Below are 12,627 nucleotides of genomic sequence, written 5' to 3' on the forward strand. Positions count from 1 at the left end.
AACTTTATTCTCCTTAATAATTCACTTTCAGATCTTTATCATACGATAATTCGAACAATACTTCTATCTTTTTCATTTCATAGGGTGCGAAGGTAAGTTTCATCTCTATTTGTCCCTCTTTAAGCACTTTGTAGTCTACATCTTTCTTTGCATTAATACTTAAAAGTTTTGATTTGATCTCTTCGGTTTCTGATGTAGGTATACGTTCGATCAGTGTCAGTTTTTTTTCTTTATCTGATTTGTTCGTGATCGTTAGTCTATAGCCATCTTTCTTACGTACAGTACCGCCAAATATACCCGTTTCCCGTTCCTTATTGACTATCGGCTTACGTTCTATTTTGATGTCCTCTTCTACCTTTGTATAGAGGTCGTATCTCCCCTCTTTGTACTCTCCCTGTGCCTTTTCGTTGATCAGTTCATCGGAAGACTTTACTTTCCATTGGTGATCTTCTATTTGATATTTTGGCTCAAATGAACAGACATGAAATGCTTTGGTATTGGTATAAGGGTAGGCACGGACTTCACAGGAGAGCGGTGCTTTCCACTCCAAGACTTTGACATCCAAAGGTACGCCGGTTGAAGGCAAGCTCAGTTTTTCTATCTTATACTCTCTGGCATCTTCATAGGAAACTGCCGGTGCAGAGAGCACCTCTCTTCCTTCAACATCCATAAGCATGTCCATTTGTGCTCTTTTAGCCATAGCTTTTTTTGCTTCCATCAGCAGCTTTGGTTCATACTTCCTGACGATCCATGGATGAAAATGTGTTGGGTACAGATATTGTTTGGATGAACGATAATAGAACCTGGCACTCTCTGCTTCGATATCGATACCGCTTCTATTGGTTATGGAGAGAGTTTGTGTGACCTCTACTTCTTTTTCATCTTTGATATCGGCTTCATAAGCTGTAGAAAAAGAGACATACCCGTAAGGAAGGGTAAGCTCAAGCTCTTGATCGCATCGTTTCACACTCTCTATTGCTCTTCTGCTTGGTGCCTGTTTGTCAAATGCTCTCTCTTGAATTTCTATCTCTTGACGCAACCCCTTCTCTTCTTCTAAAAGTCTTGCCTGTGCCTCTCCCAGTTCTTTTGCAGATGCTATCAAGAGATCAGCATCAACAGACGCAGGTTGGGGAAGCGATGTAAGTCGGACTAAAAACTTACTATTTTGCTGCACAGCCTGCAGCGTCTGCTCTGCATTTTTCAAACCTGTCAAAACTTGACATAACCTATCATCCAAAGGACAACCGGAACTCATAGTAAGTGGAAGTGTGTTTCCCTCACACTTTGCTTTTACCCCTTTTGAAAAGCCTATGAAATTGTTAGTAGGTTTGAATTTGTAAAAAGTATTGTCCTGATAGACAGCAAGGGAAGAAGCATAGCTCATGCTTCCGGATAAAAGTAGTATGCTAAGAGAAGTAGTGAATTTCATCGATCATCCTTTTTAGTATAAGAACGATTATAGCCAATTATTCTGTACTGTTACTCTCTGTAAATTGTGATAAATAGTCTGCATTTTTCTTTTGCAGATAATCATAGATCGCTTTGACCTCTTCATTGGTCAAATAATAACGGGGCATCACTTTATGATAGGTATTGACGGCTTTGATCATATCATCGAGTGAGTCTCTACGTATATCTGAACCTTTTAAAGCCTGTTTTCCATGTATATCTCTATATTCAACAATAATCTGGCCTTCACCGCTCTCTCCATGACATTGTGAACAGCTTACGCCTCTAGGGTTGGCATAGAGCATTTCACCATACTCATAGTGTGAAATAAAATCTTCTTGTCCCCATACCATTAAAGGGAGTAATATCCATAATAGTCTCATGATACTGTCAACGTTCACTCCAAACAGGGCAAAACTGCGTTGCCTAAAGTATTTTTGATATAATACAATAAAAAATATAAGGGCGCTCTATGCAACTCATCGATGGTAAATCCTTAGCCAAAAAAGTGCAAACTACTATAGCTACTGAAGTCGCACAACTCAAACAAGTAAAAAATATCGTTCCCGGACTTGCAGTGATCCTCGTAGGTGATGATCCTGCCAGTCATGCGTATGTTAACATGAAAGCAAAAGCCTGCGAAAATGTAGGGTTTTACTCTATCACGCACAACATGCCTGATACGATCAGCCAGGATGAGATCATAGCAACCATAGAGATGATGAACAACAACCCTCGTATAGATGGTATATTGGTGCAGCTTCCTTTACCTAAACATATAGATACGGACAAGATACTCGAAGTGATAGACCCGAAAAAAGATGTGGATGGTTTCCATGCCTATAATGTAGGTCGTCTGGTCACAGGACTTGACAGTTTCGTAGCATGTACACCACTTGGTGTGATGAAAATGTTTGAAGAGTATGAGATAGACCTCAGAGGTAAAGATGTATGTGTCGTAGGAGCGAGTAACATCGTCGGTAAACCTATGGCCTCCCTCCTTCTCAATGCAGAAGCGACAGTGACCATTACCCATATCTATACCAAGGACCTCAAAGCACATACGAGTCAAGCAGATATCGTGGTCGTGGGTGTAGGTGTTCCGGGGCTTATCAAAGAGGATATGGTAAAAGAAGGTGCCATCGTGATCGACATCGGTATCAACCGTATAGAGGACGGTTCACTGGTTGGGGATGTGGACTTTAAAAATGTGAGTCCAAAATGTTCTTACATTACTCCTGTACCGGGCGGGGTAGGTCCTATGACCATAGCGATGCTTTTAAGCAATACACTTAAATCAGCAAAAGCCAGAGCATAATGAAAGGTTTTATACAGGCTTCCGGCCGTTTTGCAAGTTCATGGACTGGGACGATCATCATCGTACTGTTTCTCATCTTTTTTGTGGCGCAATCTTTTGTCATTCCATCAGGCTCGATGAAAAGAACACAGCTGATAGGTGACTTTTTGTTTGCCAAGAAGTTTTCCTATGGGATCCCTACCCCGCACCTGCCATGGGTGGAGATCCCGCTATTACCTGATTTTAACGGTAATGGACACCTGATAGAAGGGCCTAGGCCTCAAAGAGAAGATATTGTTATTTTCCGTTATCCAAAAAACCATAAAATACACTATGTCAAACGTTGTGTGGCTGTAGGTGGAGATGAAATACTTTATGCCAATGAAAAACTCCTGATTCACTTTCATGAAGGTGATGCCTATATGAAAGCGGAGTATCCTGCCGATAAGATCGTCTCACTCAGGGGCAAACTTTGGGTAGAAAACCCTTATATGTCTAAATATCCGGGTATACAGTATGCTCCTGAAGGTGTCAATATCTTTGAGGGACTTTTACAGTACTATGCATACAATAAAGAGATCGACATGGTACCTGTCTATGTGGATGGTCTTGATACGCCTACCTATGAGATCACGGGGAAAGGTGTCAATGCCCTCTATACAAAAGTAGATGAGGACCACTTCTATATGATCGGTGATAACCGTGACAACTCTAACGACAGCCGTTTTTGGGGTGCGGTTCCCTATAAGTTGATCGTAGGAAAGCCTTGGCTGAACTATATGAGTTTGGAACACCGCTCCTATGAGAGTGTACTCAACGGTGATGCATACGGCAGCGGGAAGGATAATGCAAGACTCAGACGTTTATGCGGTGATATAGCCATCGATTCTCAGGCCTGTGAAGATCTCTGGAACAAGCAACGCTTTACCATCCGCTGGGGACGAGTAGGAAGACGCATTGAAACGATACAGACAGAACAACCTATAGAGTAAAGGGGAATACGTGAAAAAATTTTACATTGCAACAGACCATGCAGGATACGCACTTAAAGCCTACGTGAAAGATTTTGTGAGATCATTGGGGCATGAGATCATTGATCTTGGACCTGACTCTGCAGACAGAGTGGACTACCCTGATTTTGCAAAAAAATGTGCAGATGCCGTACTTGCTGACAAAGGCAGTTTTGGTATTCTTATCTGTGGTACAGGTATTGGTATCTCTATCGCTGCGAACAAAGTACCCGGTATCCGTGCCGCACTCTGCCACGATCACTATACGGCAAAACTTACCAGACAGCACAATGATGCGAACATCCTCTGTTTTGGTGAACGTGTGGTAGGTAAAGGGGTCATAGAAGATATGATAGAAGCCTTTGCAAATACAGAGTTTGAAGGCGGTAGACATACCGGACGTGTAGCAAAGATAGAAAGTGTGTGTGCGTTCGGTTCAGACCTAGGTTAATATTTACTGCACAGTATCCAAAGGGCTGACTGCCCTACCCTTATAAATCTCTTTTGTAACGGGTATATAGACCTGCGTAGCATCTATAGCGTTACCAGACATTCTTGCATATTTTCAGAATCACATTTTTTACTTATATCCAAACAACATAAGAAATTTTAATCACTGTATAGTTATTTCACAAATAATCAGTAAAAAGATCAATAATGGTCATACTTCTTGTATTGGCAGGATATTTTATATATACTATAAATAGTTTGTAAAAGAGATTGGGATTAGATATGTTCAGAGTGTACTTATACGATTAGGGAAAAGGATCATGACAATGACAAACAGAATGGACGACGCTGAAATCGATTATATCAAACAAGAAAAAGACAAGATCTTATATAAGGAACTGGGAGAAAAACTAGAGGAGATGGACAGAGAACATGATGTGGCATTGTGGGCTCTGAAAGAAGCAAATGATGTGCTGGACTCTATTTGGGAAAGAAGACAAAAACTTAAAAAAGAGTTAAGAAATGTTTCCAGAAGACTCAGAGAGAGAACTATGAGTAGGACCTTGTATATGATTGATTTCAGATTAGAAATGGAACTCTACTCTCCAAAGATCATCTTTGAAAATACACATATCATCTCTGCTATATTCAGTGACGGGGCAGTGAAGATAGAAAGGTCTCTTCAGGCAAGGGTCAAAGATGAACTTACTTGGAATGAAATCTTCTCATATATTGATCCTATGGAGATCTATGTGATTCTTAGAACCATTATACTCAAAAGATTCTATAAAGATACAGCATATACGATAGGTGGGAATATGGATGAAGAGAAGGTAAAGAACATCGAAAAAAAAGCATTTGAAAAAATGAGGACGATCTCCTTTATCGAAAATATCTACAAATAATCTTCACTTTTTCGGAGTAGAAATGTCCATTTTCCTTTAGATACATTGAAATGTTTCTGAAGTTAAATGGCTATACTGGACCGAACGCCATTAAAAATACAACCTTCAAGCAACTATGCTACAATTAATCCAACAAAACAGTCTAATCCCAAGGAAACAACATGACACTCACCTCCGAAGATAAAAAAATCATTCTGGACAGCATTAGAGATATCCATGACTTTCCAAAGCCAGGTATCATCTTTAAAGATATTACAACCCTCCTTTCTGCCCCGGATGCTTTTAACACGCTGATGACACACCTTGCAAACCGTTATGAAAGTTATGACTTGGATTTTATTGCAGGTATAGATGCAAGAGGGTTTATCTTTGGCTCCATTTTAGCTGATAGACTGGGTGTCGGTTTTGTGCCTGTTCGAAAAAAAGGAAAACTACCCTATACCACTGTGGCTGAAAAATACAGCCTTGAGTATGGATTTGACGAAGTAGAGATACATATCGATGCATTTGGTGAGAAAGAAAATCCGAATGTACTCCTCATAGATGATCTTATCGCCACAGGCGGGACAGCAAAAGCTGCTGCGAACCTCATAGATAAAGTGGGTGCAAATTGCGTAGAAGCATGTTTCATTATGGAGCTTGCTTTCCTCAATGGACGTCAAGGATTCGATGCCCCTGTCTATTCTGTTTTGGAGATAGATTAACTTTTATAGTGTGTTAGGCCATAAAGGCACTATTCAAAGTCCATTCTGACGATATGACACTTTTTCTATAACATAATAAACAATGTAGTGTATAATGTAACATATGCTAAAGGTAGTACCATGAGAGTTTATCTGTTTTTTTCACTGTTTCTCCTCCTTTTCTTCTCTATACATTACCTTTTCTACTCAAGAGTGATCAAGAAATTCCTGGTCTCTGAAAAAGTCAAAAAAACCTTCACCCTCTTTTTAAGCCTCAATTTCATTTTCAATATATTCTATGTCGTAGGCCGTTATACGGATCTTATCAACACGCCTTTTTATTATCTCTTCTCTCTCTCCATCGGTATCTCTTTTGTGCTTCTTTTATATCTTATTGTGCATGAAGTGCTTAACCTCTTTCATAAAACACTCAGAAGTGTCGACATTTCGAAAAGAAACTTCATGAAGAACAGTGGTGATGCTGCGTTGATCGCACTCTCAACCTCTTATGTCAGTGCCGGTGCCTATGAGGGGATGAAGGAGCCAGTTGTCAATGTAGTGGAGTTTGATCATTTTGATTTTTCTATCATCCAGATCAGTGATTTTCATATAGGCGGCCTGATCGACAGAGATTTTGTCAAAGCCTCTGTCTCTAAGATCAATGCACTCAAACCGGACATAGTCTTTATAACCGGCGATCTTGTCGATACTGCGCTGGAAGAGATAAAAGAGAGTATTAGAGAACTTGACAATATCCGTGCCAAACACGGCATCTACTATATTTTTGGTAATCATGAGTTTTTTCACAATCCCCTGGAGATCATTGAGTTTATCAAAAGCACAAAGCTCACACTGTTGCTCAATGAGAATGTAAAGATAGATGCATTACAGCTCAATGTCGTAGGTGTAACAGACCTTATAGGCTATCGTATGAACCTGCTCGAACCGGATATAGATAAAGCCTTTAAAGGGTGCGATGACACCTATAAGACCATACTCCTGGCCCACCAACCCAAATATATAGAAGAGCTTGGAAACTATAAACCTGACCTCATACTCAGCGGACATACACATGGTGGACAAATTTGGCCTTTCGGGCATTTGGTAAGATTGCAGCAGCCCTATGTCAAAGGACTGCACCGACTTCCCAATGGCAGCCATCTCTATGTCAATAGCGGTATCGGATTTTGGGGACCGCCCATGAGACTGGATTCACAAGCTGAGATCGCTTACATTGTTTGATCTGACTCGCCTCATCCGCTCACCATAAGGCAATTTATAACCTCCCATACGATATAATCTACCCAATTACTATACAAGAGAAACAGATGAACTTACATAAAGAAATATATATCCCTAAACCTAGCCCGCATGATCCCGATGAGCAGGGGCATTTTGGCAGCATTGAAAATGGACAGGTAGGTTTTGGCGGACGTTTTGTCCCTGAAACACTGATGCCGGCACTTGAACAACTTAGACTTGACTATGAAGCAGTACGTTTTGATAAAGACTTTTGGGCTGAAGTGGACCACTACTACAAACACTACGTAGGTCGCCCCTCTTCTCTTTACTTTGCTGAGAACCTCTCTAAAGAGCTTGATGCAAAGATCTACCTTAAGCGTGAAGACCTTAACCACACAGGTGCACACAAGATCAACCATACTGTTGCACAAGCGATACTTGCAAAGAGACTGGGTAAGAAAAAAGTGATCGCAGAGACCGGTGCAGGTCAGCATGGTGTAGCAACGGCTACAGTTGCAGCACTCTTTGGGCTAGAGTGTGAAATATTTATGGGTGCCAAAGATGCAGCACGCCAGGAACTTAATGTCTTCCGTATGAAACTGCTTGGTGCCAAAGTCAATGCCGTTGAATCTGGGAGTAAAACACTTAAAGATGCAATGAATGATGCCATCAGACACTGGGTAACGAATGCACGTGACACCTACTACATCATCGGTACCGTTGCAGGGCCTCACCCATACCCTATGATGGTACGTGACATTCAGTCTATCATCGGATGGGAAGCGAAGCAACAGCTCAATGCAGTCGAGGGGTGTCTTCCGGACAAAGTGATCGCCTGTATCGGCGGAGGGTCGAACGCCCTTGGTATCTTTAACCACTTCTTGGAAGATGAAAGCGTAGAGTGCATCGGTATAGAAGCCGGTGGATTTGGACTTGATTCTAAACATGGATGTTCTCTTGCAAAAGGAAGTCCGGGTGTACTTCACGGTCAACTGAGCTACATCCTTCAAGATGAAGATGGCCAGGTACAAGAAGCACACTCTATCTCAGCAGGACTTGACTACCCTGGTATAGGGCCGGAGCATTCCTTTTTAAAAGATGAAGGTATCGCGACATATGACTATATCACCGATGATGAAGCGTTAGATGCATTTGTATGGCTTTCTCAGGCTGAGGGGATCATCCCTGCCTTTGAAAGTTCACATGCCATCGCCTACCTCAAAAAGATGAAACCTGAAGAGGTCAAAGGTAAAACGATCCTGGTCAATCTCTCCGGACGCGGCGATAAAGATATGATACAGGCAAAAGATATACTAAAAGACCAATTTGCGTAAACCTAACTTGCTATACATTGGTCATATATTTATTGCTGACCACCACAGATAAAGGTATCTGTACAAGATAGGCAAACATAATAGGCAGAAGCATGGAAACTCCAAAGGTACTTGCCGAAAAGGTAGAGAGTACCAAAGCCAAAGTGATATACCTTGTGATACTCTGCCAGAATGCCGCTCTCTCTTGCGGTGATTCCAGATTATAGATCATTTTTGAAGCACTGAATACCAGTAGATAGAAAACAACGACCGCGATCAGCGCAATAAAAAAGAGTTCAGGTTCAAAATCATAAATATCGATCAAGAGTTGAGAACTCTGCAAACCGAACAGATAAAATAAAATGATAAAGATACTCGTACGGCTGATCTGTTTGCTGTAGGTTTCGATCAGTGTAAGCAGAGGTTTGATGAAAAGGACCACCCTGCTTGCGATAAATGGTATCACGATCAAAAGGGTGATCACCGGTTCTACAAATCTACTGATAGTGATCTTTTCATCATACGTCACCTCAAAGTACCCCGCACTGTAAGTAGCAAAGAGATGTAACATCAATAATGAGAGCGAAACAAAAACAAGATTGATAAAGAGAAGTAAGAAGCCCAGTGAGGTATCGGCATTGGATCTTTTGATCCAGTGCATCACCATTCCCCCTCCACTTAAAACTGCAAGTAAGAAGAGTCCTGCAGTAATACCAAAGTCATTGGTCATAAAACCGATGATCAGTGCAAAGATCGGCAAAAGCAGATAGTTGACTATAAACCCTTTAAAGAGGACTGACCTATACTCCCATACCAGCATCGTATCGCTTAACTTGAATTTAAAAAGCGATGGCATGATAAGTGTAAGTCCTGCAAAGAGGCAGATGTTTTTATCAAAGATGAACCCATCTGTAGTATACCCATACATAAATCCCAACAGCGCTCCCATGATAACAATAATGATCAACTGCATCATCTCTCCTTACGATCTTTTTACATAGTATACTACAAAAAGTATCTTTAGCCTTTTTAGAATAAGAAGTGCACTTCATTCACATAGGCGTATTTACCAATATTTTGATATACTCCATAGAATAAAAACAAACCAAAGGTTATCCATGAATTTCGAATTAACACAACTTCCAGTCGCAGAAACCCAAGGTGATATAGAGGTCATCATTGTCATCGATAAAAACAGAGATCATCAGTTCGTCCAAGATAAAAAACTCTTAAAAAAAGCAGGGTTTGAAGGCGGACAGGATGAAACGTGTATCCTTGTAAGTAAAGACAGGCTCTATGTGGGTGCCGACTCGACACTGAGTAAGGATATCAGAACTGCTGCAGCCAATGCCATTAAAGCACTCAATGGTAAAGAGTACAGATCTATCAAAGTCGCAACCTACCTTAATGGAGAGAAATGTACAAACTCTCTTCGTGCTATGGTGGAAGGCTTTGTCTTAGGTGCATACACGTTTGAGAATTATAAGACAAAAAAAAGCAAGAAAAAGATCAAACATATCTCTATCTCACTTGAAGAGTATCATGGATATACGGTAGATATAGAAAAAGCTTCTACTGTCATACATAAAGCACAGATCGTCGCTGATGCCACTAACTTCACACGTAACATCGTCAACACAACACCTGATGACTGTTATCCGGATGTCATGGCAGAGATCGCAGAGACGATGGCTGATGAAACCGGTCTGAAATGTAAAGTACTGAAGCCCAAAGAGCTGAGAAAAGAGAAGATGGAAACACTTCTTGCCGTGGCACGTGCAAGCCGCCATAGACCAAGGGTGATTCACCTTGCACATAAACCAAAAGATGCAAAACATGTAGTGACGCTTGTAGGTAAGGGTCTTACCTATGACAGTGGTGGACTCAGCCTCAAACCTGCAGACTTCATGGTAACAATGAAGTCTGACAAGAGCGGTGGTTCTGCAGTCATCGGTATCATGAAAGCCGTAGCAGAGATGAACTTACCTGTAGAAGTGCATGGTTTTGTAGGTGCAGTAGAGAACATGATCGGCGGGGATGCGTATAAACCGGATGATGTACTTGTAGCGAAAAATGGAAAAACCATCGAGGTACGCAACACAGATGCTGAAGGGCGTCTGGTCCTTGCAGATACACTCTGTTACGCGCAGCAGGAGGTCAAAGCAGACTATCTCTTTGATCTTGCAACACTCACAGGTGCCTGTGTAGTAGGTGTAGGAAACTATACATCAGGTATTATGGGGAACTCTGATGAAGTCAAATCACGTGTCGTAGATGCTGCAAAACGTTCAGGGGAACTAGCCACTGCCTTGGATTTTAACCCATACCTCAAAAAGACCATCAAATCTGAGATAGCAGATGTATGCAACATCTCCAATACACGTTACGGAGGAGCGATCACAGCGGGTCAATTCCTCTCTGAGTTCATCGATGAAGAGCACAAAGAAAAATGGGCGCACATAGATATTGCAGGTCCTGCATTTGTAGAACATGCATGGGGAGAGAACCCTTTTGGCGCTTCTGGTGCCGGAGTGAGAATGATGGTCAAGTTTATAGAAAAACTCTCTGAAGAAGAGAAATAAACAGCATCCTCAAAATAAGAGTAAGTTTACTCTTTTTTGAGTTGAAGATGGCATGCCAATGCCTCTGCTGCCAGCATATCAGCAATAGTATCTCTGCTGTTGATGATATGTTTGATCCCTAGTGCTGCAATCACCTCTGCTTCTGTGGTGTTGTTTACATTCACGATACTATTGACATTCGAGTTAAAAGAGACAATATTTTCACAGATCAATTGCCTCTGTATCTCATTCTCTATGGTCACGATGATCGCTGTAGCGTGATTCACATTAAAATGCGACAAGACCATTTTCTGTGCAGCATTTGCAAAATAGATCGCCTCTTCTCCTTTGGCCAATACACTATCTACGACCTTCACATCATGTTCAAGGATGACATAGAGCAAATTTCTCTCTTTAAATATCTTGACCAGTTTCTGTCCTATCGATCCGTACCCACACACAATGATATGATCTTTGTATGTACCGCCTATAAGTGCCCGATCACGTAGAACGACGGGTTCTTTATGAAATATGTCAGCCACTTTGCTGATGTTTTTCAATACAAAAGGGGTCAGTATCATCGAAAGCACGACCGTAATGATCATGATCTGGTTCAACTCGTCAGTAATCAGGTCATAAGAACGTGCAAGGGCAAAAACCGCTAAAGAAAATTCACCTACCTGAAAGAGAGCCAGTGAAGTCTTAAGCGCCGTTCTTTTTTGCACAAAGAACTGCAAAATACCAAAGATCAGCAGACTTTTGATCAGTATGATCCCTATAAGCAGCCCCAGGATGATATAACCATAATGGATCAGCGATTGCCAGTCTATCATCATCCCTATCGTCACGAAAAAAACACCTAAAAGTATGTCCCTAAAAGGGATAAGGTCTGTTTCGACTCGATAGCGGTATTTTGTCTCTGCAATCATCATTCCACCGATAAATGCCCCCAGAGAGTAGGTAAACCCGAATACATGTGCCAGAAAAGAGGCTCCCATCACTACAAGCAGTACAGCAACAAGAAATATCTCTTCTGAGCCTGTGGACATGACCCATCCAAAAAAGTATTCAAGAAAATATTTCCCGATGACAAACAGGATCAAAAAAACGAATATGGCACTTGCCGATGTCTCCAAAAGAAGAATTGAGACCGACTCTGTATCCGATGTAAAGAAGGAAACCATCAAAAGTATAGGGATAACCGCAAGATCCTGAAAGAGTAAAATACCCAGTGTATTACGCCCGTAAGCAGAATGAATCTGGTTGTTGTCATTCAGTATTTTCAGGACGATTGCTGTGGAGGAGAGTGCCAGTGCAGAACCTATGACAATGGCACTCCTTATATCCAATCCGAACACGGAAAGACTTATGAATGTGAAGAGAAGTCCTGAAAGCACCACTTGCAGCGTTCCGTAAATGAACACCTCTTTTTTCATCCTCTTAAGATGATTGACTGAAAATTCCAGACCTATGGTGAACATGAGAAAAACGATACCGAACTCTGCCAAATGAGATAACATCTCCTTGGAGTCTTCTGCAAAATGGAAAATAGATGAGATCGCAAAACCAGTTACGACATAACCGATCACTGTGGGGATATCAAATTTTTTTAAAAAGACATTGAGTATGGTTGAAATACTAATCGTAATAATTAAAATCAGTAAAGCATTTTCCATCACCCTATCCCGTTTTTTCTTTTTTACAGTAAAGTTTTATA

12 protein-coding genes are annotated in these 12,627 nt (G+C 41.2%); 8 read left to right on the forward strand and 4 right to left on the reverse strand.

Annotated elements, in window-relative coordinates:
* Positions 1-13 precede the first annotated feature (13 nt).
* Complete coding sequence (locus MN086_RS06490; RefSeq protein ID WP_248575202.1) at positions 14-1,429, reverse strand: DUF4139 domain-containing protein; 1,416 nt, start codon at positions 1,427-1,429, stop codon at positions 14-16.
* Between the two features lie 37 nt (positions 1,430-1,466).
* Complete coding sequence (locus MN086_RS06495; protein ID WP_248575203.1) at positions 1,467-1,832, reverse strand: cytochrome c; 366 nt, start codon at positions 1,830-1,832, stop codon at positions 1,467-1,469.
* 89 nt (positions 1,833-1,921) lie between these two features.
* Here MN086_RS06495 and folD point away from each other — a divergent pair, with 89 nt between their 5' ends.
* The 7 genes from folD (at position 1,922) to trpB (ending at position 8,370) form a co-directional block, all read left to right on the forward strand.
* Positions 1,922-2,767: a bifunctional methylenetetrahydrofolate dehydrogenase/methenyltetrahydrofolate cyclohydrolase FolD gene (gene folD / locus MN086_RS06500; protein WP_248575204.1), complete on the forward strand. Its 846-nt coding sequence runs from the start codon at positions 1,922-1,924 to the stop codon at positions 2,765-2,767.
* Positions 2,767-3,738: a signal peptidase I gene (gene lepB, locus MN086_RS06505; RefSeq protein WP_248575205.1), complete on the forward strand. Its 972-nt coding sequence runs from the start codon at positions 2,767-2,769 to the stop codon at positions 3,736-3,738. Before folD ends, lepB begins: the two co-directional genes overlap by 1 nt.
* A 10-nt stretch (positions 3,739-3,748) precedes the next feature.
* Positions 3,749-4,207 (forward strand): ribose 5-phosphate isomerase B, encoded by a 459-nt coding sequence (gene rpiB / locus MN086_RS06510; RefSeq protein ID WP_248575206.1) that lies wholly within the window; start codon positions 3,749-3,751, stop codon positions 4,205-4,207.
* A 325-nt stretch (positions 4,208-4,532) separates the two neighbouring features.
* Complete coding sequence (locus MN086_RS06515) at positions 4,533-5,111, forward strand: hypothetical protein (RefSeq protein WP_248575207.1); 579 nt, start codon at positions 4,533-4,535, stop codon at positions 5,109-5,111.
* Between the two features lie 161 nt (positions 5,112-5,272).
* Positions 5,273-5,815 carry an adenine phosphoribosyltransferase gene (locus MN086_RS06520; protein WP_248575208.1) on the forward strand — a complete coding sequence of 181 codons (543 nt, stop codon included), beginning with the start codon at positions 5,273-5,275 and terminating at the stop codon, positions 5,813-5,815.
* Positions 5,816-5,935: 120 nt separating this feature from the next.
* Complete coding sequence (locus MN086_RS06525; protein ID WP_248575209.1) at positions 5,936-7,036, forward strand: metallophosphoesterase; 1,101 nt, start codon at positions 5,936-5,938, stop codon at positions 7,034-7,036.
* A gap of 86 nt (positions 7,037-7,122) precedes the next feature.
* Complete coding sequence (gene trpB / locus MN086_RS06530; RefSeq protein ID WP_248575210.1) at positions 7,123-8,370, forward strand: tryptophan synthase subunit beta; 1,248 nt, start codon at positions 7,123-7,125, stop codon at positions 8,368-8,370.
* A gap of 10 nt (positions 8,371-8,380) precedes the next feature.
* Here the strand turns inward: trpB and MN086_RS06535 are convergent, their stop codons facing one another.
* A complete protein-coding gene (locus tag MN086_RS06535) occupies positions 8,381-9,322 on the reverse strand; it encodes a hypothetical protein (RefSeq protein WP_248575211.1) in 942 nt (313 codons plus the stop codon).
* A 145-nt stretch (positions 9,323-9,467) separates the two neighbouring features.
* Between MN086_RS06535 and MN086_RS06540 the strand changes: the two genes are divergently transcribed.
* The gene (locus MN086_RS06540) at positions 9,468-10,931 is read left to right on the forward strand and encodes a leucyl aminopeptidase (RefSeq protein WP_248575212.1); all 1,464 of its coding nucleotides are present in this window, start codon (positions 9,468-9,470) and stop codon (positions 10,929-10,931) included.
* Between the two features lie 26 nt (positions 10,932-10,957).
* Here MN086_RS06540 and MN086_RS06545 read toward each other — a convergent pair whose 3' ends face one another.
* On the reverse strand, positions 10,958-12,586 hold the full coding sequence (locus tag MN086_RS06545; RefSeq protein ID WP_248575213.1) for a cation:proton antiporter: 1,629 nt from the start codon (positions 12,584-12,586) through the stop codon (positions 10,958-10,960).
* Between the last annotated feature and the right edge of the window lie 41 nt (positions 12,587-12,627).

Source organism: Sulfurovum sp. XGS-02, from assembly GCF_023213175.1.
In the GTDB taxonomy this organism is placed as follows: Bacteria; Campylobacterota; Campylobacteria; order Campylobacterales; family Sulfurovaceae; genus Sulfurovum.